The following is a 20,738-nucleotide window of genomic DNA, read 5'->3' as shown; positions in this document are numbered from 1 at the left end:
TTTGCCTACACCACATTACCCATGATCGACATTCGCTTGAAACGGGTTGCGCCGCTGTTGCTGCTCGGCGTGCAGGCCGTGAGCCTCGGCGCCGCGGCGGGCACGCTGACGGGCACCGTCTCGTCGGACGGCAAGCCGCTGCCGGGCGCGATGGTCACCGTGTTCGACGCGGCGCAGACGCGCCGCGACACCGTCTACACCGACCGCAACGGCCACTACGGCATCGCCGTCGACTTCGCGGGCGAGCTGCGCGTACGCGCCCGCACGCCGTACTTCAAGGATGCGGCGCAGAGCCTCGCGCTTGCGTCCGGCGCGCGCAAGACGCTCGACTTCTCGCTCGAGCGGCAGACGGTGGCCGACGAGCTGTCCGCGAGCCTGCCCGCGTCCGCGCATCTGAGCGCGCTGTCGTGGCCCAGCCAGGACTCGCGGACCGCGTTCATCAGCCAGTGCAACTACTGCCACCAGGTCGGCAATGCGCTCACGCGCACGCCGCGCGACGAGGCCGCGTGGGGCGCGACGGTGCGCCGGATGGAGGGCTACGCGGCGCTCCTCACGAACAATCAGGCGCGGGACATCACGCATGCGCTGCACGAGGGAATGGACGGCCGCGCGGTCGCGGCGGTCGAGAAATACCTGTATGACGATCAGCTCGCGCCCGCGAAGATCCGGGAATGGGCGGCAGGCGACGGCCTCACGTTCATCCACGACGCGGACGTCGGCTCCGACGATCATCTGTACGGCGCCGACGAAGGCCACGACAAGATCTGGGAGCTCGACCGCAAGAGCGGCAAGCTCAGCGAATGGAAGGAGCCCGACGTCGATCTGCCGGTGGGCGGCATATTCTCGGGCGTGCAGCTGCCGATCGGCGTGTTCAGCGGCAAGCACGGGCCGCACAGCCTCGCGCAGGGGGCCGACGGCCGGTTCTGGATCACGAACGCGCTGTCGTCGACGCTCGCGTCGTTCGATCCGGCGACGAAGCGCTTCAAGCTCTACCCGCTCGGCCACTCGCATCTGTATCCGCACACGCTCCGCATCGACCGCGCGGGCATCGTCTGGTTCACGATCGTCGCATCGAACGAAGTCGCGCGCTTCGATCCTAAGACCGAGACGTTCACGATCATCCATCTGCCCGACGGCGGGTTCTGGCGCGCGGTGTCGCACTATCTGTTTCCGCTCGTCGTGAAGATGGCCGCGTGGTTCCCGGGGCAGAACCTGCACCTCGCGCTCACGCATCACAAGTGGGCATTCCAGGGCCGCGACGCGTTCCCGTTCCCGTACGGCATCGACGTGAATCCGCTCGACGGCTCGATCTGGTACGCGAAGCTCTATGCGAACAAGATCGGCCGCATCGATCCGGCGACGCTCGACGTCACCGAATTCGACACGCCGCTCAGCGGCCCGCGACGGCTGCGCTTCGATCCGCAGGGCAACCTGTGGATTCCGGCGTTCGACGACGGCGGGCTGATGAAATTCGATCCGCGCACGCATCGCTTCGAAACCTACAAGCTGCCGCTTCTCGCGCACAACGAATACGAAGTGCCGTATGCGCTGAACGTGAATCCGAAGACGGGCGACGTGTGGATCACGTCGAACATGTCCGATCGGATCTTCCGCTTCGCGCCGTCCACCCGGACCTTCGTCACGTATCCGCTGCCGACGCGCGTCACGTGGCTGCGCGACATGTCGTTCACGCAGGACGGCGCGGTGTGCTCGAGTTCGTCGAATCTGCCCGCGTACGGGATCGAAGGCGCGCGCGCGTCGTTCATCTGTCTGTATCCGGACGGCGAGCGTGGCGGCGCGGCGGCGGGCGGTACGGCAAGCACGGCGGCGGCCGCTGCCGGCGACGCGTCAGATCGCTTGCCGGCCGATCGGCAAGCGTCGAGCCGAGCGGCGGGAAGCCGCGCAATGCTCGCCCGCGCCGGATCGAATCGCGCCGGCGCGATTCAGGCCGGCCCCGTCCAGCTCGTCGCCTCGCGCGCCGATCGTTCGACACACTAAGCGAATACCCGCCATGGACATGCAAACTTTCCTGCTGTATCTGCTCATTACGGTGCTGATGGCGCCGCTGCTGGCCGTCTACGGGCTGCCGTTCATCGCTCTCGCGCGCGGGTTCGCGCGCATCGCGCGCGCACGTATCGGCAATCGTCTTCGCTACGCGATCGCGTGCGCGATCGCCGCGGCCGGGATCGCCCCGTCGTACGACGCCTATCGCGCGCCGCTGCCGATCTATGCGCGCCGGCTATTCGACGGCGTGAGCGTGGATGCCGGGTTCATGCTCGCGTCGTTCGGCGTCACGTGGATCGTCGTGATGATCGTTGCGCGGCTGTGCGTGCGGCGGCACGTGCCGCAAGACGCATGAACGGCAGGTAGGCGAAGCGCCGGTCCGCCGCACGTGCGGGACCGGCCCGAGGGATTTCGCTCGCGCCCCGGCCGCCGCGCCTGCCGCGTCGCGCCTTTTCCGTTTCGATCGGATCGCCGACGGGCGCTGCGCCGAGGCTCCCGTTGCAAATGAATCGTTCGTGGCGATAGCCGAAATTCCATGACGAAAAGTCGGCCATGTCGCATATGGCAGGCACGCTTGCATCTCGCTCGTCCACGATTTGAAATGCGAATTCGCGCTGCGCCACAATAAGCGACGTCGACCGATATGAATCGAGATCATGCATTTTCCCGATATCGATCATCACCCGCTGCGTCGCCCGATTGGCCGACTCGATTAATCCGGGCCGACTGAATGACCGGGCAACGCATGGGGAATGGCTCCCGTCTTGACGCTATTTCCTTATTTCCTATATACACGCATGCATAAATCCTTAAAATAACCGGCCATCAATCAATTACTTTCTATCGCCATGAGCATTCGCAGTCGATTTTCCACGGACAATCCCGTACTCGCGGAAATCTGGCACCGTTCGGTGCGCGCGACGCATACCTTCCTGAGCGAACAGGACATCCGGGAGTTATATCCGCAAGTCCGGAACACTTACCTGCCGAACGTCACCGTATGGATCGACGAAGCCATCGACGGCCGCATTGCCGGCTTCGTCGGCGCGAACGGCGCGCGAATCGAAATGCTGTTCGTCGATCCGGACCTGGTCGGCCAGGGTGTCGGGACGCGCCTGCTCGACCATGTCAGGGCCGAGCATCCTCGCCTGAGCGTCGACGTCAACGAACAGAATCCGCTGGCCCACGGCTTCTATCGCCGATACGGATTCAAGGACGTCGGGCGCTCGGAAACCGATTCGGCCGGCAGACCGTTTCCGTTGATTCACATGGCGTATTGATTCGCGCGGTCGGGCATCTGCCGCGACGTGCGCTCCGGCCCATCGCCAAGCCGCGCCCTCCGACGGCCGGAATCGATGCCGAAGGCGCGCTCGTCGCCCAATGGCCGGACGGTCATGCCAGCCGCTTCGATCCGGGATGGCGGCGCGCTCACCCGCACGACGATCCGGCGCGCGGCATTTTCGGCGCGGCCATATCGACCGAAACCAAGGGCGACCGGGGCGAATGGCTGTCGCGCATGCTCGTGCCGCAGCACTGATCGCCGCGTTTTCCCGGGCCCCACGGGCCGACGTCGGCAAGCCGCGCCCGGCGCGCGCAGCGCGCCGACGGCCGGACCTGCACGCACCGCACGCTACCGCCCCAGCCGCTCGCGGAGAAACTCGATGAACCGCTGTGTCTTCGCGGGCAGCAGACGAGTCTCGGTGATCGCATAGACGGGCATCGGCACGCCGTGCCATCCGGGCATGATCCGGCGCAGTTTCCCGCTCGCCAGCTCGTCGGCGACGACTTCCTCCGGCATCAGGACGATGCCCATGTCGAGCGTCGCCAGGCGGCGGATCATCCCGACGCTGTTCAGCGTGAAGCGCCCGCCCACCGAAACCGTCGTCTCTCGGCGTCCGTCGCGCAGCGTCCACGAGGCCGCTCTCAGGATGCCCAGGCACTCGTGCCGCGCCAGATCGGCGGGCTTTGCCGGTTCGCCCGATCGTTCGAGGTAGCCCGGCGACGCATAGAGATGCGGCGTGAGCGACGCCAGCGGGCGCGCAATGAGCTGCGAGCTTTCGGATTCCCCCATGCGGATCGCCACGTCGAAGGGCTCGCTGACGAGATCGACGCGCCTGGGCGTCAGATCGAAATCGAACGTGATGCCCGGATAGAGGGCGGCGAACTCGGCGATCAGCGGCGCCAGGTAGGTCACGGCGAAATCCACCGGCAGCGACGCGCGCAGCACGCCGCTCGGCTGCGCGAGCATTTCGCCGAGCTGCTCGTGCGCGAGGCGCGCTTCGTCGACGATGCGCTTGCATCGCTCGAAATAGATCTGTCCGGCTTCGGTCAATTCGATCTTGCGCGTCGTGCGATGCAGCAGGCGCAGCCCGATCGCCTTCTCCAGCCCGCTGATCCGCCGCGACAGCGTCGAGTTCGGCATCCCCATCGCGTCCGCGGCGCTGCGAAAGCCCTTCGCCTTGACGACCTCGACGAACAACGCCATGTCGTTCAGCAGCTCCACGCCAACTGCTCCATGAATGGATCAATGATATCCAAATTACCATATTTATCCCGAACGGGAAGCGGGCGATGATGCCGCCGTCGGAACTCGAAGGAAGCCGTCATGAAGCATGACAAGCCGCGCCGGACATCGAAGGCCACGGCGGCGCGATGTTCGACGGCAAGCGGCGCGCCATTCTGCCGTCGCCGGGGCTGACCGACGAGCGCATCCGCGGGTTCGCCGCCGCGCCGAACGCGCTGCTCGCCCGGACGGGCGCGCGTCATGCGGCGCCGTAACGGCGGACGCCCTTCTTTTCTCCCTTCCCCCAATCAAGGATTTCATCATGAGCACCCTGTTCGATTCCGTCCGCGTCGGCCGATATACGCTGCAAAACCGCCTGGCCATGGCGCCGATGACCCGCAGCCGCGCGCTGTTCGACGGCACGCCGTCCGACCTGGCCGCCGAGTATTACGCACAGCGCGCGAGCGTCGGGCTGATCGTCACCGAAGGCACCCAGCCTTCGGACGACGGCCAGGGCTACCTCGCCACGCCGGGCATCTATACGGATGCGCACGTCGCCGGCTGGAGGCGAATCGCGTCGGCCGTGCGCGCGAAGGGCAGCCATCTCTTCATCCAGCTCATGCATGCCGGGCGCATGTCGCACCCCGACAACACGCCGCATCACCGCCCGGGCGTCGCGCCTTCGGCCATCGCGCCGGGCGCGCCGATGTTCACGGCTGCCGGCATGCAGGACATTCCCGTGCCGCGCGCGCTGGGCACGGACGAAGTGCGCCGGACTGTCGACGAATTCCGCCACGCGGCCCGCCGCGCGATCGAGGCCGGCGCGCACGGCGTCGAAATCCACGGCGCGAACGCCTACCTGATCCAGCAGTTCCTCGCGCCGAGCGCGAACACGCGCACCGACGAATACGGCGGCTCGATCGAGAACCGCGCGCGCTTCGCCATCGAGGTGGCCGCCGCGATCGCCGACGAAATCGGCGCGGACCGCACGGCGATCCGCCTGTCGCCCAGCACGACGCTGTGGGGTATCGACGAAGGCGACGAAGGGCCGGCGCTCTACCGCCACCTGGTCGCCGAGCTCGACGAGCTGGGCCTCGCGTACCTGCATGTGATGCATCAGGGCGACGAACCGCTGCTCGCCGACCTCCGCGCGCGCTGGCAACGCACGCTGATCCTGAATCGGCCGGGCCGCCCGCGCGAGCTGATCGGCGCCGACGTCGCGTCCGGATTGGCCGATCTGGAAGCCTACGGCCAGATGGTGCTCGCGAATCCGGATTTCGTCGCGCGGCTGAAGGCCAACGCGCAGATGAACGCGGCGGACCGCAACTCGTTCTTCGGCGGCGCCGCGCAGGGCTATACCGACTATCCGAGCCTGAACGCAGCCGGCGGCGCATGAGGCCCTCGTCATGCCCATCCTTGCTCCGCCGCAGCGCGCGAACCACGGCGGCCACTTCCGGGCCTACGGCCTGCGGGGCGTCGCCGCGCAGATCGATCCGTTCCTCTGCGTCGACCACGCATGGATGAGCGCGCCGACTTTCCCGCCTCATCCCCATGCCGGTTTCTCGGCGGTGTCCTACCTGTTTCCGGATTCCGAAACGGGCATCGACAACCGCGATTCCCTCGGCACCCGCAACCTGATCCGGCCGGGCGGCCTGCACTGGACAGCGGCCGGCAGTGGCATCGTGCACGAGGAAGTCCCGGCGGAGGCCGGCAAGACCGTCCATTCGCTGCGGATCTTCGTCGACCTCGCCCGCGAGCGGCGGCGGATCGCGCCGTTCGCGCTGAGTCTCGAACCGCAGGACGTGCCGGTCGTGTCGCTGCCGGGCGTCGAGGTGCGCGTGCCGGCGGGCAGCTTCGCCGGCGCGCGCTCGCCGCTCGCCGCCCCCACCGACGTGACGATGCTCGACATTTCGCTGGGCGAAGGCACGGAGCTCGCGGTGCCCGTCGCGGCGGGCCATTGCGCGTTCGTCATGCCGATTGTCGGCGCGACGACGGTCGACGGCCGGGACTTCGATCTCGGCGATCTCAGGCTTCCCGTCTTTCCGGCCGCGGACGCGCTTCGCGCGATCCTGCTCCAGGCGCGTCACGGCGGCGCCAAGGTCATGCTTTTCGCCGGCTCGCCGCTGCACGCCGCGTCAACCTGAGCGCAACGGCGTTTCAACATGGGCTGCGAGCGATTCGATGGCGAGCACGCCGCGCTTGCGCTGATCGACCATCGGATCGGCGCCATGGGCTGAGTCAAGTCCATGCCGTTCAGCGACATGAAGCGCACCTCGCCGATGCCGGCGAAGACCGCGCGCATCCCGAGCATGCCGGCCGCGCCGACCTCCGGCATGGAGGGACATGCGCAGGCGCTGCCGTTGAACGAACCCGGATCGATCCCGCCCACCGGGTACGCGGCGCGAATCCGCGCTCGCCGGCATCGTCGCCGCGATGGGCGACGAACGCTTCGCGGCGGCCGTGAAGGCGACCGGGCGCACCAAGTTCATCGTCGCCGGCGTCACCAACGACGTGTGCACAGTGCTCCCGGCGCTCCCGGCGCTGAGCGTCGTGCGCGAAGGCTGCGGCGTGCCCGCCGTCGCCGATGCGGACGGCCCGCCCGGCAAGATCGTCGACGGCATGGTCCGGCGCCGCACGCAAGGTCACGGCGTCGCGCTCGCCGGCCCGAGCCGGATCGTCAGGCAACCCTCGGGCAACTGGACCACGCCGGAAGGAAGCCAAATCGCGCAAGTCGTGACGGAAGCGCCGCTGGCTTCCGCATGAGGGATTCGGATCGTCGTTCGTGGCGCGGCGGGTGCGGCGGGTGCGGCGGGCGCGGCGGGTGCGGCGAGCACGGCGGGTGCAGCGGGTGCGGCGACCCCGCCGGTCAAGCGCGCCTTCTCTTCGGACGGCTGCGAAGCTCCACCGGCGATTGCTCGGCGGCCCGTCGATTCATCTTGTCCAGCACGCGCTTCGCCCTGCCCGCGCAATCCTCGCCGTCCGCCTTGTGATCGATCTCGTCGGCGAGCGCGACAAGCTGGCGCTTGCTGCTCGCGAGACGCCGCTCCAGCAGCTCGATTTCGTCGATCTTGCGCCGCAGCGCCTGCAGCAGTTCCTCGCGAGGCCACTTGTCCAGATCCGGCGGCAGAATCGCCCGGATTTCGTCGAGCGAGAAACCCGCGCATTGCGCGCCGACGATGATCTCCAGCCGCGTCAACGCGTCCGGCGCATACTCCCGATAGCCGTTCGCCTGCCGCTGCGCAGGCTGCAGCAAGCCGCTCGCCTCGTAGAACCGGATGCGCGACGCCGTCACGCCGCTCAACTGCGCGAGCTCGCCGATCTTCATTCGCGCCCTCCCGGCACTTGACATTGAAGTTGACTTTAAGCTTAAGGTCACGATGTCGTCAACCGCGGGTGCTCCCCATGAAGCTCTTCACTCCCCTCGTTCTCCCCAACGGCGCGGTGATTCCGAACCGTCTCGCCAAAGCGGCCATGGAAGAAAACATGGCGGATGCGGACCACGCGCCGTCCGACGCGCTCTTGCGCCTGTACGACGCATGGGCGAAGGGCAAGGCCGGCCTGATCCTGACCGGCAACGTCATGGTGGATCACCGCGCGGTGACGGGCCCGAACGGCGTGGTGCTGGAGGACGACGCCCACCTCGACCGCTTCCGGCGCTGGGCGGAAGTCGCGCGCGCCCACGGCGCGCACATCTGGATGCAGATCAACCACCCCGGCCGCCAGATGGCCGCCGCGCTCGGCCAGACCACGCTCGCGCCGTCCGCGGTGCCGTTGGCGCTCGGCGCGCTGTCCAAGCAGTTTCCGGTGCCGCGGGAAATGACGGACGACGACATCGCCGGCGTGCAGCGCAGCTTCGTGCAGGCCGCGCGGCTGGCGGAACGAAGCGGCTTTACCGGCGTGCAGATTCATGCCGCGCACGGCTACCTGCTGAGCCAGTTCCTGTCGCCGATCACGAACCGCCGCCAGGACCGGTGGGGCGGCAGCATCGAGAACCGCGCCCGCCTGCTGCTCGACATCGTCCGCGCCGTGCGCGACGCGGTGTCGCCCGGGTTCGCGGTGTCCGTCAAGCTGAACTCCGCCGATTTCCAGCGCGGCGGCTTCAGCTCCGACGACGCGAAGCGCGTGGTCGAGATGCTCAATCCGCTCGGCGTCGATCTGGTCGAACTGTCTGGCGGAAGCTACGAGGCCCCGGCGATGCAGGGACAAGCGCGCGACGGCCGCACGCTCGCCCGCGAAGCCTATTTCCTCGAATTCGCTCGCGACATCGCTGCGGCCGCGCGCATGCCGTTGATGGTCACGGGCGGCATTCGCCGCCGCGCGGTCGCCGAGCAGGTCGTCGACAGCGGCGTCGCGATGGTCGGCATCGCCACCGCGCTGTCCGTCGATCCGAACCTGCCGCGCGACTGGCTGGCGGGCGGAAACAATGCGCCGGCGCTGCGCCCGATCGTCTGGAAGAACAAGGTGCTGGGCTCGCTCGCCAACATGGCGGTCGTCAAGTTTCAGCTGAAGCGGCTCAGTGAGGGGCGTGTGACGAATCCGCGCGTCTCGCCGCTGAGAGCGCTGCTCCTGCAGCAGTTGTCCACGTCCTGCCAGACGCGGCGTTACCGGCGCTGGACGGCCGCGCGGGCGGCGCGTTAGCCAGGCGCCGTTGCGGCGGCGGGCATTCCGCGCTCGCCTGCAGCGGGCGCCGGATCGAAGTGCAGCCACGGGAATTCGCGCCGCCGCGCGTCCGGCCGAACGCCGGCGCGCGACGGCGGCGGCGCCCGCTCATTCCGAAATGCACGTTTTTGCACGTTTCAATTCTTATTTATGCACGTTATACTGCGTGCATGACCGACGCACTTCCCCTCGCGCGACGCGACACCATCGCAAGCCGGCTGGCCCTTGGGCAGCCGGTCCAGGCCGCGGCGCTCGCCGCCGAATTCGACGTTTCCGAAGACGCGATACGCCGCGACCTTCGCGCGCTGGCCGCCGAAGGCCGCTGCCGCCGGGTCTATGGCGGCGCGCTGCCCGTCACGCCGGCGTCCGCGCCGATGGCGGCCAGGATCGACGCCGCGCGCGAACGCAAGGAGGCGCTGGCCCGCGCGGCCGCGCCGCTGATCCGGCGCGGCGAACTGCTGTTTCTCGACAGCGGCAGCACCAATCTCGCGCTGGTCGAGTTCCTGCCCGAAGACGCCGAGCTCACGGTCGCCACCAACTCGATCGACATCGCCGCCGCCGTGCTGCGGCGCTCCGATCTGAACCTGATCATGATCGGCGGCGCGGTCGATCCGGCGGTCGGCGGATGCGTCGACGCGGCCGCCGTTCAGAGCGTCAGCCGGATGAACGTCGATCACGCCTTTCTCGGCGCTTGCGCGCTGTCGCCCAAAGGCGGCCTCAGCGCATTCGGCATCGCCGATGCGGCGTTCAAGCGCGCCGTCGTCGCCGCGAGCGAGCGCCGCGTCGTCCTCGCGACGGCCGACAAGCTCGCCGCGCGCGCGCCGCACCGTGTCGCGACGATCGACGAGATCGGCTGCATCGTCGTCGAGCACGATCTGCCGCGCGCCGAATGCGCGTTGCTGTCGAAAGCCGGTGCGTCGGTGTTGCAGGCGCAGCCGCCCGTGCGGCCGTAACGCCCGTTCTTCGTGGAGTCGATCGATATGTCCGCCGACCGGCCGGCTACCCGGCTTGCCACCCGTCTCGCCTTTCTCGCGGCGGGCTTCGGGCTCGCGTGCTGGGCGCCCCTCGTGCCGTTCGCGAAACAGCGGCTCGGCGTGAACGACGGCGCTCTCGGCGCGCTGCTGCTCTGCGTCGGCCTCGGCTCGGTGGCCTCGATGCTGCTCACCGGCCCGTTCAGCACGCGATACGGCAGCAAGCCGATCATCGTCGCGGGCGGAGTCGCGCTCGCCGCGATCCTGCCGCTGCTGACCGTCGCGAGCGGGCCGATCACGCTCGGCGTCGCGCTGTTCGCGTTCGGCGCGGCGCTCGGCTCGCTCGACGTGGCGATGAACGTCCATGCGGTCGAAGTCGAGCGCGCCGCCGCGCGGCCGCTGATGTCCGGATTTCACGCGCTCTTCAGCGTCGGCGGCGCCGCCGGCTCCAGCATCATGACGTTCCTGCTCTCGATGCGCATCGGCACGTTCGCCAGCACCTTGCTGTGCGCAATGCCGATGCTCGCCGCGATCCTCTTCGCGAGCCCCAGACTGCTGCAAGGCGCGCAGGCCGGCGAGCGGCCGCGGTTCGTGATGCCGCGCGGCGTGGTTCCGCTCCTCGCGCTCCTCGCCGCGATCACGTTTCTCGCCGAAGGCGCGCTGCTCGACTGGAGCGCGTTGCTCATCACGGACAAGGGGCTCGTCGTCGCGGCCCAGGGCGGATTGGGCTATGTGCTGTTCTCGATCGCGATGACCGCCGGCCGGTTCGGCGGAGATGCGATCGCGACGCGCATTGGCGATCGGCCGACGATGTTCTGGGGCGGACTTCTCGCAGTCGCCGGGTTCGTGATTCTGCTGACCGCGCCGATTGCGGGCGTCGCGATGGCCGGCTTTGCGTTCATCGGCCTGGGCGCGTCGAACATCGTGCCCGTGCTGTTTCGCCGTGCGGGCGCGCAGCGGGCGATGCCTTCCGCGCTGGCCGTCACGGTCATCACGATCACCGGTTACGGAGGCCATCTGGTCGGCCCGGCCGGCATGGGCTTCGTCGCCCGGAGCGTCGGCCTCGAAAGCGCGTTCTGGATGCTGGCCGTCCTGCTGTGCCTCGTTCCGTGCTGCGCCCGGCTCGTGACGGGGAAGCGGTAGCGACCGCGCCCGAAGCAACGCGGCCCTGCGCGCGACGTTTCGCACGGTAGTCGCGCTCGGGACAATTTGGCTCGCCGCATCGCTCCTCGCCGTGGCGAGCGACGTGTGCCATGTTCCTCACTGAGCGTGCGCGGATCTACCGCGCGCGAAAACCGTGGAGAAGCGCCGGAGCGGCCAGCGAACTCGGTCGGGCGGATCGGCTTCGTGTCGCGTCCACCGCTCGACCGCCGACTGAGCCGACGCATTGGCAAGTCGCACACCCGCGATACGGCAAAGTCTTCGCCTTTCGCGAACGAAGCTCGGGCGGATTGCCGGCGCTTCTTGTCACGGCGCTCATTCACGCGGTCCGATGCCGCTCCTTACGCTTCACGGCAGCAACGGCACAGCGCCTGGCTTCGCGCCTCTCGTCATTTCGATTCCCCAAGTCCGTTTGGGACGGTCTTTTCTGCGGCCACGATCACGCGATCAATCCCGCGTCGCAGCCAATTGGACTAAACATCCCCGCTCGTTCCCGTAATTCGCACTCTCAGCGAATGTAATATTATTGATATTTGTGCGTAAGCAAAATGTCGCGATACATCGCATTATTTGCCGCGCCCAATTCAGACCAAAATCGTCCCTTGGAGACCAACGATGATCACAACTTCGGGCCATGTCGACAACCATTCCAACTTCGGCGGTATGTGGATCGACCGCACCGACTGGCAGGAGCAATTGAAATCAAGAGTGCCTGTTCCGGAGCTTGCTCGTCTCATTACGGATTTTGTCCGCGACGGCTTCATCGTGCTGGAAGGCGGCGCCGATCCGAGCGCAGTGGATGCGTTCCAGGCGCAAATCGACCTTTCGTTCCGGGAAGGAAATCCGGAGCTGTTCTACCAAAAGCACGGCTCGCGTGACACGCGCAAGCTCGACGAACCCGTGAACCGCCTCGGCACGCGCGTCGTGGACTGCTACGGCGCAATGAGCGAGGCGCTGGACCTCTTTTCGTCGCCGCGGCTGATCACTTTCCTGAAGGCCATCTTCGGCGAAGCGCCGCTCCTCTTCCAAAGCCTCAGCTTCGACCAAGGTTCGCAGCAGGGCCTGCACCGCGACACCGCCTATGTCGTCGTCGACCGCCCGATGGAACTCGCCGCATGCTGGATCGCGCTCGAGGACATCAAGGAAGGCTCGGGCGAACTGATGTACGCGCCCGGCAGCCACCGCCTGCCCGATTGGCCGTTCGGCGAGGGACGCAAGCACTTCGACGCCGCCCTGGACGGCTGGGATGTTCACGAGCAATGGTCCGACTGGCTACGCAGCTCCGCCGCCAGTAGCGAGCGAGGCGTCGAACGCTTCCTCGCGAAGAAGGGCGACATCCTCGTGTGGCATGCCGATCTCGCGCACGGCGGCTCGCCCGTCGTCGATCCGGCGCTGACTCGCCAAAGCCTCGTCGGACATTTCTGCCCGGCCTCGGCAAGGCCACGGTACTTCGATCACGCCCCCTGCCACGACGCCGTCGTCCAGCGTGGCCAGCTACACTATTCGAGCATGTACTACGATCTTCGGTCATCGTCTCCCGCTCGCCGCTCGCTCTGGCGTTCGATCAAGTCCGCGCTGACGCGTTAAGCGTGCGTCGCCGGTCGAACTAGGTTCGCTACGGAGCGGGGAAACATGCCGGAGCAAATCGTCGATCGGCGCCCGTCGAGCCGGCACTCGGCGGGTATCGGCTTCATCGGGAGCACATTCGGCCGACGACGGCAGCACCCCGCTCGCCACGGCCAAGTTCGGTCGATGCTGCCGACGGACTCGAGCAGCCGCGTTACGCTCTTGCCCGCCCGACGAGCGCTTTCGATCCAAACGGCGTGGCCGCGCCGAACCGCCGCCGCGCGAGCGTGGACAAGGCAGGCGCGGCATGGTGTGATGGCGCACGTTCACAAGGAGCCTTCCATGTTGACCCGCCCGGACTGCATCCGCCATTGGACCGAACTCGAGGACGAAGACGACGCGCACTATCGCGGCGACACCGAACTGCTCGCGATCGGCGCGCCGCTCGCGGCGAAGCTCGGCATCACGCGGATCGGCATTCATCATTGCCGGCTGCCGCCCGGCCGCCGCACGTCGTATCCGCACGCGGAAAGCGCGGAAGAGGAATTCGTGTTCGTCCTGGAAGGCACGCCGGACGTCTGGCTCGACGGACACCTGCACCGCCTCGCGCCCGGCGACGCCGTCGGGTTCCCGGCCGGCACCGGACTTTGCCACACGTTCATCAACGACACGGACGCCGAGGTTCGGCTGCTCGTCGTCGGCGAAAGGCCGAAAGCCGAGAATCGCATTCGCTATCCGCGCAACAAGGCGTACGAGGCGACGCGCGCGGACCGCTGGATCGATTGGCCCGCGCGGCCGCTCGGGCCGCACGACGGCAAGCCCGCGCCGCGCGACGGCGATGGCTGACGGTTCGTTCGGCGCCGCGCTTCGCCGGTTGCCCGGCGGCGGCGGCGGCGGCGCGACGAGCCGCGAGCAGCGAGCAGCGACCGACGATCGGCCGCCGCCGACGACAAGCGACGGGGATGGCGCCCGCCGGCATCCGGCATCGCAATCGGGCAGCACGGCGAGCGTGACCGGCGACGGCGCGGCCCGCCGAGGTGCGTGCCCCCGAGCCCCCGAAACTCGCGCCGAGCGGCGCATTGAAGCGTGCGCACGCTGAACGGCGAGAAAAGAGGCTCGATGCGCGCAGAGCGCCCGGCTCCGCCGATCCGGCGCAAGCCGTCGACGGGGCAAGGCAGCGCGGACCGGCGCTTCCGCACTTCCGCACTTCCGCACTTCCGCACTTGCGCACTTCCGCACTTCCGCACTTGCGCACTTCCGCACTTGCGCACTTGCGCACTTGCGCACTTGCGCACTTGCGCACTTGCGCTCTTGCGCTCTTGCGCTCTTGCGCTCTCGCGCTCTTAGGATATCGACTCGCCCAATCCGTATTCCGCCGCGATTTCGCCGCGCGCCGATCCGACGGCGCCCGACCGGCACGCATCACCGATACCGCGCCGCCCCGATGAACTGCGAGAACCGCTCGCACCAGATCACGACGGTCGTATACGCGTCGACGTCGACGCCCTCCGCGAGCGGCGCGACGAAGTCGCCGAACGTCTTCAGCTCGCCGACCCGCAGCGCGCGCGATTTCATCGCGAGAAACGCCTGCTTCGACGCGACGAATTCGGGCGCAAGGTAGATCTTGTAGTCCGGGCCCGGCGCGACGCGCCCCTCGAACGCGAGCGCCGTGCGCGTGACGGACAGCTTGCCGTCCGTCCAGTGCAGCGGATCGCCGCCCGTCAGGCCGCGCTCGAAGCGGCCCGTGTAAAGCGCGCGTCCGGTGATCGGGCGCAGCTCGGTTTCGCTCGCGCCGGCTTCGGCCGTCAGGAGCGGCAGCGAATACACGCCGAGCGCGAAGCCCAATACGAACGCGATCACGTGCGAGCCGATCCAGATCCCTTCTTTCTTCATAGCTTCCGTCCTCCGTAGTCGAATCGATGCGCCGTTGCCCGCGAACGGGCCCGGCATGACGACAGTCGGCGCGGCGGGCGAAATATGACAGCCGGGCGGCCATGTTCGACGTGCGGCAAGCGGTCGCGGGACGGAAGTCGCGACCGGCCGATCGGACTCGGGGAACTTGGAGAGCCTGACGAAGTCGGCGAGGATTCTCGGGATTCTCGGGATTCTCGGGATTCTCGGGATTCTCGGGATTCTCGGGATTCTCGGGATTCTCGGGATTCTCGGGATTCTCGGGATTCTCGGGATTCTCGGGATTCTCGGGATTCTCGGGATTCTCGGGATTCTCGGGATTCTCGGGATTCTCGGGATTCTCGGGATTCTCGGGATTCTCGGGATTCTCGGGATTCTCGGGATTCTCGGGATTCTCGGGATTCTCGGGATTCTCGGGATTCTCGGGATTCTCGGGATTCTCGGGATTCTCGGGATTCTCGGGATTCTCGGGATTCTCGGGATTCCCGGGATATACGAGGGATATACGAGGGATTCGCGGCCGCGCGTCCCGGCACGTCACGGCGCGCCGTCGCGCCGCGAACCTCGACGCATCCTCACGGAACGCATCCTCACGGAACGCATGCGCGCCGAACGCGCGCCGCAGCCGCCCCGCTACCACGCGATCCGATCGAGCTCGAACGCATGCGCCGCCGCGCGCAAGTCGCCTACCTCGACGCCGTCGCTCAGCAGCGATTCGGTGAGCCGCTCGCGATAGCGGTGGAAGTCGTAGCTGCCGCGATCGCGCGGCCGCGGCAGCGCGATCTCGACGACCTGTCCGATCCGCCCGGGCCGCGGCCGCATCACGACGACGCGATCCGCGAGAACCACCGCCTCGTCGACGTCGTGCGTGACGAACAGCGTCGTGATCCGCTCGCGTTCGCGTATCCGCAGCAGCTCGTCCTGAAGCTGATGGCGCGTGAGCGCGTCGAGCGCGCCGAACGGCTCGTCGAGCATCAGGATTCGCGGGCGGGCGACGAGCCCGCGCGCGATCGCGACCCGCTGCGCCATGCCGCCCGACAGTTGATGCGGCAACGCGTCGTCGAAGCCGTCAAGGCCGACGAGCCGGATCGCGTCGGCGACACGCCGCGCCGCCTCGTCGCCCGGCAGCGCCTGCGCGGCGACGCCGAGCGCGACGTTGCGCGCCACCGTCAACCACGGAAACAGCCGGTGCTCCTGAAACACGATTCCGCGCTCGGCGCCGATGCCCGCGATCGGCTCGCCGTCGACGCGGATTTCGCCGTCGAACTCGGTGTCGAGGCCGACGAGCAGGCGCAGCAGCGTCGACTTCCCGCAGCCGCTCGCGCCGACGATCGCGACGAGCTCGCCCGCCGCGATGTCGAGCGAGAAGCCGCGGATCGCTTCGTAGGCGCGTCCGCCCATGTCGAACGTCTTGCCGACGCCGCGAAACGCGACGGCGGGCGTCAATCGATTCATCTCCGTTCTCCGGTCAAAAAAAACGAACGCCGGCCGGACCGCGCCGCGACGCCGTCATCGCGCGGGCGCGGGCTCGGACACGAGCGCGATCTTCGTGTAGCCGGCCGCGCTGATCTCGCCCATCGCCTCGATCATGCGGCCGTACGGCAGCGCCTTGTCGCCGCGGATCTCGATCCGCCGCGCGGCGTCGCCCGCCGCCTCGCGCGCGAGCGCTGGCACGAGCTGCGCGGCGGCGACCTCGGTCGTGCCGACGAACACCTTGCCGTCGCGCGCGAAGCTCACCGCGATCGGCGGCTTGTCCTCGGTGAGCGCGCCCGCCTTCGCCTGCGGCAAGTCCACCTTCACGCCCTGCGCCATCAGCGGCGCGGCGACCATGAAGACGATCAGCAGCACGAGCATCACGTCGACGAGCGGCGTCACGTTGATGTCGCTGACGGGCGCGGCCGCCGCGCGCGCGGCCGATGTCGTTCCGATCTTCGCGCCCATCTCACGCCCCTCCCGTCGCGACGCCCGCGATGCCTGCGGCAACGGGCACGAGGCCGGCCGCGTCGCGCGGCTCGACCGCCGTCGCCGTCGCGGTCGTCGCCGCCGCCGACGACGTGCGCGTGGTCGAACGCGCAAGCGCCGACGACGCGTCGCGCTCCCCCGCTCGCGTCGACACGACAGCGATGCTCGCGGCGGCCGGTGCGGCCGCCGCGGTACGGCCGATTGCCGCCGCCGGCGCAATTGGGGCCGGCGTATTTGCCGTATTTGCCGTATTTGCCGTATTTGCCGTATTTGCCGTATTTGCCGTATTTGCCGTATTCGCCGTATTCGCCGTATTCGCCGTATTCGCCGTATTCGCCGTATTCGCCGTGTTCGCCGTGTTCGCCGTGTTCGCCGTGTTCGCCGTGTTCGCCGTGTTCGCGGTGTTCGCCGTGTTCGCCGCGACCGCCGCCACCGCTACCCCAGCGACCGCCGGCCGCGCGCCATCGCCGTGCGCCGCGCTCCCGTCGCGGCCGCTGACGCGCTGCGCGTCACGGCCGGCGCCGCCGTCCGCGTCGACGACCGGATCGCCCGCATCGAGCTGCCGCGACAACTGCACTTCGACGAGCCCCGCGAGCGTGTCGAGCCGGTTCGCGTACGCGTTCAAATCGCCCGACGCGCGGTTGTACGCGACGACGGCCGGAATCGCGGCGACCAGCCCGAGCGCGGTTGCGAACAGCGCCTCGGCAATCCCCGGCGCGACGACGGCAAGGCTCGTGTCGTTGGTCGCGGCGATCCCCTGGAACGCATTGATGATCCCCCAGACGGTGCCGAACAGCCCGACGAACGGCGCGACCGAGCCGACCGTCGCGAGCACCGGCAAGCCGCGCTGCAACTGCTCGATCTCGACGCCGCGCGCGATCGCGCCGACGCGCGCGAGCCGCTCCTTCAGGCTGTCGCGCCCGGCTTCGCGCTGCTCGAGCCCTTGCCGCCAGCTTTCGCGCCACTCGGCCGCGATCGCGCGATACACGCGCGCGAACGGATCGCCGGCGTGCGCGCCGAGCGCCTGCGCGAGCGCGGGCAGCGGCCGCGGCTCGCGCAGCAGCGCGAGCCAGCGCGCGGCGCGGCGTTCAAGCGTGCGAAAGCGCAGCAGCTTGTCGGCGATGACGGCCCAGCTCGCCACCGACGCGAGCGCGAGCAGCGCCATGATGCTCTTGACGAGCCAGTCCGCCTGCTCGAATAGCTGCAGCGGCGACAAATGGGCGGCGACGTGGGCGGAATTCATGCGGTTCTCCTGAGAAAAAAGACGGCGTCAGTCGGTCAATTGGTAGACGATCGCGCCCGCGAGCCGGTACGCGCTCGCGCCGAGATCCGGCGGCTTCGGAAACGGCGCGGCCGCGCGGATCGCTTCGCGCGCGGCCGCGTCGAGCTCGCCGTTGCCGGACGAGACGATTTCGACGTGCTGCACGCGGCCGTCCGGATCGAGCGTGAGCCGGTAGCCGACGCGCCCTTCGTCGCGGCGCAGCCGCGCGGCGCGCGGATAGCTGTCGGCCGCGTAGCGGTCGATCCGCTCGAGCACCTTCGCCGCGTAATCGCTCGGGATGCCCGACATCCCGACGACGGCCGGCGACGGCCGCGATGCGGCGGGCGTCGATGCGGCGCTCGGCGCGGGCGGAGGCAGCGCGGACGTGGCTTGTGCGGCCGGTGCAGGCTGCGCGGCCGCTGCGGCGGGCGTCGCGGCAGCCGTCGCGGCGGGCGCGTTCGCCGGCGGCGCGGGGCGCGCGGCCGGCTCGGCGGAACGGGGAGCCGCAGGCCGCGCCGGCTCGCTGCGGCGCACGGGCGGCGGCGCGGCGCGCTTCACGGGCGCGTTCGCCGGTTCGCGCGACGCATGCACGGGCGCCGGCGCCGGCTGCGGCGCGACGAGCGTGCGCGCCGGCGCGGGCTGCGCGATCGTCAGCTCGATCGCGCGCTCGCGCGCGGGCGGCTGCGGCGCATGCGCGTGAAGCGCCCACAGCGCGGCGAGCGCCGCGCCGTGCAGCGCGACCGACACGGCCGTGCCCGCATGCGCGCCGCGCCGCGCGGGAATCGGCGCGAACGACGCCGCTTCGTCCTGCGGCCGCGCGATGTCGGGAAAAAAAGCGGTCTGCACGGAAATCGTCACGATGGGCTCCGTTGGAAATGCGCCGCGCTGGGCGGGCCGTCGTCCGCGACGACGACGAACGCCCCCGCGCGCCGGGACGACGAAGCGGCGCACGCCCGCGCGAACGCGTGCGCATGGGCCGGCGCGCGCCCGCCTCCGCTCACGCGCCCGCTCGCGCCCCCGCCCGCGCCGCGAGGGCAACAGCGGCGGCGCAGGCAACGGCCGCGATCGACACGCGCGTTCATGCGTCTTGCGGCTGCGTCGCGAACACGCGCACCGCGCCGTCCTGCACGCCGTTATCGGCGACATAGCGGGCCCAGTGCTCGAGCAGCGCGGCGAGGCGATCGGGCTGCGCATCCGCGAGATCACGCGTCTCGCCCGGATCGGCGGCGAGGTCGTAAAGCTGCCACGCGCCCGGCCCGACCGGCTGCGGAATGAACACCGCCTTCCAGTCGCCCTGCCGCACCGCGCGCATCCCGAACAGCTCCCAGCCCGTCACGTGCGCGTCGTCATGCACGCGCGCCGCGTCGCGCCGCAGGTAGGGCGCGAGCGACGCGCCCTTGACCGCCGCGACGTCCCGCCCGCGATAGCGCGCGCCCGGGTGCGCGACGCCCGCGAGCTCGAGCACGGTCGGCGTCACGTCCATCACCGTCGCGAACGCGTCGCTGATCTCGCGCCGCCGCGCGAGCGCCGGATAGTGCGCGAACGCGACCACGCGAATCCCGCCTTCCGTCGTGAACGCCTTGTACAGCCGCGACGGCGCGGTCGCCGCCTGCGCCCAGCGCGGGCCGTACCACACGTATGAATTGCCGTTGCCGACGTTCTCGAGGCGGTTGTCGTAGTAGTCGCGGATGAATTGCTGGAGATTCGGCCCGAACACCGGCAGCGCCTCGAGCAGCGCGCCCTCCGCGCCGTTGTCGGAGAGGAACAGCACGAACGTGTCGTCAAGCTCGCCCGTCGCCTTCAGATGGTCGACCACGCGGCCGACGTTCCAGTCGAGCCGCTCGACCATCGCCGCATACACCTCCATCGTCCGCGCGGAGAACGCGCGCTCGTCCGGCGTGAGCTGCGCCCACTCGGCGTTGCGCGCGACGACCGGATGCGCGTCGACGTGCGCGCCGAGCAAGCCGAGTTCGCGCTGCCGCGCGAGGCGCGCGCCGCGCAGCGCGGCCGGGCCGTCCGCATAGCGGCCGCGATATTTCGCGACGATGTCGGCAGGCGCCTGCAGCGGCCAGTGCGGCGCGGAAAACGGCAGATACGCGAAGAACGGCCGGCCGTCGTCGGGGCGCTCGCCGAGGTATTGCAGCAGCTTGTCCGCGAAGGTGTCGGACGAGTAGAAATCTTCCGGCAGCGCGTCGACGAAGCGATCGTCCTCGACGTACAGCGAGCGCGTCGAGCGCATCAGCCGCGGCTGCTCGGCGTCCGCCGGCACCGGCTCGAATCCGTAATGGTTCGCCGCGCCCGGCAGAAGCGCGAACGAGCGCTCGAAGCCGCGCGCGGCGGGCGCGCGCTCGAGCGTGAGCCCGAGGTGCCACTTGCCCGCCATCGCCGTGAAGTAGCCGGCGTCGCGCAGCAGCTCGGGCAGCGCGACCACGCGCTCGTTCAGATACCCCTCGTAGCCCGGCTTGCCCTGCAGCTCCGGCGTCAGCGCCTCGGCCATCGTGCCGATCCCGGCGACGTGATGATCGGTGCCCGTCAGCAGCATCGAGCGCGTCGGCGAGCACGCGGACGCGGTGTGGAAATCGGTGAAGCGCACGCCCGCGTAAGCGAGCGCGTCGAGGTTCGGCGTCGAGATTTCGCCGCCGAACGCGCCGATGTCGGAGAAGCCGAGATCGTCGGCGACGATCACGAGAAAGTTCGGCCGATCGGCCGGCTTGCGCCGGGAGCTTGCTTGGGTCGACAT

The 20,738-nt window shown here is 69.1% G+C and carries 23 protein-coding genes; 14 read left to right on the top strand and 9 right to left on the bottom strand.

Annotated elements, in window-relative coordinates; translation table 11 throughout:
• Positions 1-21: 21 nt before the first annotated feature.
• The 4 genes from WT60_RS26265 (at position 22) to WT60_RS26250 (ending at position 3,541) form a co-directional block, all read left to right on the top strand.
• Complete coding sequence (locus WT60_RS26265; protein WP_060356197.1) at positions 22-1,998, top strand: carboxypeptidase regulatory-like domain-containing protein; 1,977 nt, start codon at positions 22-24, stop codon at positions 1,996-1,998.
• 13 nt (positions 1,999-2,011) lie between these two features.
• Complete coding sequence (locus tag WT60_RS26260) at positions 2,012-2,359, top strand: hypothetical protein (protein WP_038745463.1); 348 nt, start codon at positions 2,012-2,014, stop codon at positions 2,357-2,359.
• A gap of 493 nt (positions 2,360-2,852) precedes the next feature.
• Positions 2,853-3,284, top strand: coding sequence for an acetyltransferase (locus tag WT60_RS26255; protein ID WP_038745466.1), 432 nt, complete (start codon positions 2,853-2,855; stop codon positions 3,282-3,284).
• Positions 3,281-3,541, top strand: coding sequence for a hypothetical protein (locus WT60_RS26250; RefSeq protein ID WP_060356198.1), 261 nt, complete (start codon positions 3,281-3,283; stop codon positions 3,539-3,541). Before WT60_RS26255 ends, WT60_RS26250 begins: the two co-directional genes overlap by 4 nt.
• 93 nt (positions 3,542-3,634) lie before the next feature.
• Here WT60_RS26250 and WT60_RS26245 read toward each other — a convergent pair whose 3' ends face one another.
• Positions 3,635-4,507 carry a LysR family transcriptional regulator gene (locus tag WT60_RS26245; RefSeq protein ID WP_186448658.1) on the bottom strand — a complete coding sequence of 291 codons (873 nt, stop codon included), beginning with the start codon at positions 4,505-4,507 and terminating at the stop codon, positions 3,635-3,637.
• A gap of 149 nt (positions 4,508-4,656) precedes the next feature.
• Between WT60_RS26245 and WT60_RS26240 the strand changes: the two genes are divergently transcribed.
• Genes WT60_RS26240 through WT60_RS26230 form a run of 3 tightly spaced genes read left to right on the top strand, consistent with a single transcriptional unit; the run spans position 4,657 to position 6,651 of the window.
• The gene (locus tag WT60_RS26240) at positions 4,657-4,782 is read left to right on the top strand and encodes a hypothetical protein (RefSeq protein ID WP_331458218.1); all 126 of its coding nucleotides are present in this window, start codon (positions 4,657-4,659) and stop codon (positions 4,780-4,782) included.
• Between the two features lie 47 nt (positions 4,783-4,829).
• Positions 4,830-5,903, top strand: a complete 1,074-nt coding sequence (locus tag WT60_RS26235) for an alkene reductase (protein ID WP_060356199.1) — start codon at positions 4,830-4,832, stop codon at positions 5,901-5,903.
• Between the two features lie 10 nt (positions 5,904-5,913).
• Positions 5,914-6,651, top strand: a complete 738-nt coding sequence (locus WT60_RS26230; protein WP_060356200.1) for a pirin family protein — start codon at positions 5,914-5,916, stop codon at positions 6,649-6,651.
• Here the strand turns inward: WT60_RS26230 and WT60_RS35400 are convergent.
• A complete protein-coding gene (locus WT60_RS35400) occupies positions 6,591-6,896 on the bottom strand; it encodes a hypothetical protein (RefSeq protein ID WP_236860931.1) in 306 nt (101 codons plus the stop codon). The genes WT60_RS26230 and WT60_RS35400 overlap by 61 nt on opposite strands.
• Positions 6,897-6,967: 71 nt before the next feature.
• Between WT60_RS35400 and WT60_RS35395 the strand changes: the two genes are divergently transcribed.
• Positions 6,968-7,270, top strand: coding sequence for a hypothetical protein (locus WT60_RS35395; RefSeq protein WP_236860930.1), 303 nt, complete (start codon positions 6,968-6,970; stop codon positions 7,268-7,270).
• A gap of 103 nt (positions 7,271-7,373) precedes the next feature.
• On the opposite strand, the gene WT60_RS26220 is transcribed toward WT60_RS35395, so the two are convergent.
• Positions 7,374-7,832, bottom strand: a complete 459-nt coding sequence (locus tag WT60_RS26220) for a MerR family transcriptional regulator (RefSeq protein WP_059670212.1) — start codon at positions 7,830-7,832, stop codon at positions 7,374-7,376.
• 77 nt (positions 7,833-7,909) lie between these two features.
• Here WT60_RS26220 and WT60_RS26215 point away from each other — a divergent pair, with 77 nt between their 5' ends.
• The 5 genes from WT60_RS26215 to WT60_RS26195 all read left to right on the top strand — a co-directional run bounded on the left by WT60_RS26215 (position 7,910) and on the right by WT60_RS26195 (position 13,710).
• On the top strand, positions 7,910-9,145 hold the full coding sequence (locus WT60_RS26215; protein ID WP_060356201.1) for an NADH:flavin oxidoreductase/NADH oxidase family protein: 1,236 nt from the start codon (positions 7,910-7,912) through the stop codon (positions 9,143-9,145).
• Positions 9,146-9,336: 191 nt separating this feature from the next.
• Positions 9,337-10,119 (top strand): DeoR/GlpR family DNA-binding transcription regulator, encoded by a 783-nt coding sequence (locus tag WT60_RS26210; protein WP_038745483.1) that lies wholly within the window; start codon positions 9,337-9,339, stop codon positions 10,117-10,119.
• A 27-nt stretch (positions 10,120-10,146) separates the two neighbouring features.
• On the top strand, positions 10,147-11,280 hold the full coding sequence (locus WT60_RS26205) for an MFS transporter (protein ID WP_038745486.1): 1,134 nt from the start codon (positions 10,147-10,149) through the stop codon (positions 11,278-11,280).
• Positions 11,281-11,913: 633 nt separating this feature from the next.
• Positions 11,914-12,885, top strand: a complete 972-nt coding sequence (locus WT60_RS26200) for a phytanoyl-CoA dioxygenase family protein (protein ID WP_081989418.1) — start codon at positions 11,914-11,916, stop codon at positions 12,883-12,885.
• 324 nt (positions 12,886-13,209) lie between these two features.
• On the top strand, positions 13,210-13,710 hold the full coding sequence (locus WT60_RS26195; protein WP_038745513.1) for a cupin domain-containing protein: 501 nt from the start codon (positions 13,210-13,212) through the stop codon (positions 13,708-13,710).
• A 576-nt stretch (positions 13,711-14,286) separates the two neighbouring features.
• Here the strand turns inward: WT60_RS26195 and WT60_RS26190 are convergent.
• Positions 14,287-14,757 carry a DM13 domain-containing protein gene (locus WT60_RS26190; protein ID WP_038745489.1) on the bottom strand — a complete coding sequence of 157 codons (471 nt, stop codon included), beginning with the start codon at positions 14,755-14,757 and terminating at the stop codon, positions 14,287-14,289.
• 166 nt (positions 14,758-14,923) lie between these two features.
• On the opposite strand from WT60_RS26190, the gene WT60_RS26185 reads away from it, so the two are divergent.
• On the top strand, positions 14,924-15,511 hold the full coding sequence (locus tag WT60_RS26185) for a hypothetical protein (protein WP_222430154.1): 588 nt from the start codon (positions 14,924-14,926) through the stop codon (positions 15,509-15,511).
• On the opposite strand, the gene WT60_RS26180 is transcribed toward WT60_RS26185, so the two are convergent.
• The 5 genes from WT60_RS26180 to WT60_RS26155 form a co-directional block, all read right to left on the bottom strand.
• Positions 15,409-16,176: an ABC transporter ATP-binding protein gene (locus WT60_RS26180; RefSeq protein ID WP_231751972.1), complete on the bottom strand. Its 768-nt coding sequence runs from the start codon at positions 16,174-16,176 to the stop codon at positions 15,409-15,411. The genes WT60_RS26185 and WT60_RS26180 overlap by 103 nt on opposite strands.
• Before the next feature lie 108 nt (positions 16,177-16,284).
• Positions 16,285-16,716: an ExbD/TolR family protein gene (locus WT60_RS26175; RefSeq protein WP_038754753.1), complete on the bottom strand. Its 432-nt coding sequence runs from the start codon at positions 16,714-16,716 to the stop codon at positions 16,285-16,287.
• A 1-nt stretch (position 16,717) separates the two neighbouring features.
• Positions 16,718-17,980, bottom strand: coding sequence for a MotA/TolQ/ExbB proton channel family protein (locus tag WT60_RS34745; protein ID WP_082759422.1), 1,263 nt, complete (start codon positions 17,978-17,980; stop codon positions 16,718-16,720).
• A gap of 27 nt (positions 17,981-18,007) precedes the next feature.
• Complete coding sequence (locus WT60_RS26165; protein WP_060356203.1) at positions 18,008-18,856, bottom strand: TonB family protein; 849 nt, start codon at positions 18,854-18,856, stop codon at positions 18,008-18,010.
• Between the two features lie 220 nt (positions 18,857-19,076).
• On the bottom strand, positions 19,077-20,738 hold the full coding sequence (locus tag WT60_RS26155; protein WP_060356204.1) for an arylsulfatase: 1,662 nt from the start codon (positions 20,736-20,738) through the stop codon (positions 19,077-19,079).

This window comes from Burkholderia sp. MSMB617WGS (genome assembly GCF_001532025.2).
GTDB classification, from domain to species: domain Bacteria; phylum Pseudomonadota; class Gammaproteobacteria; order Burkholderiales; family Burkholderiaceae; genus Burkholderia; species Burkholderia savannae.
Note: the sequence above shows the minus strand (reverse complement) of the source record. Positions and strands in the feature narration are given on the sequence as shown.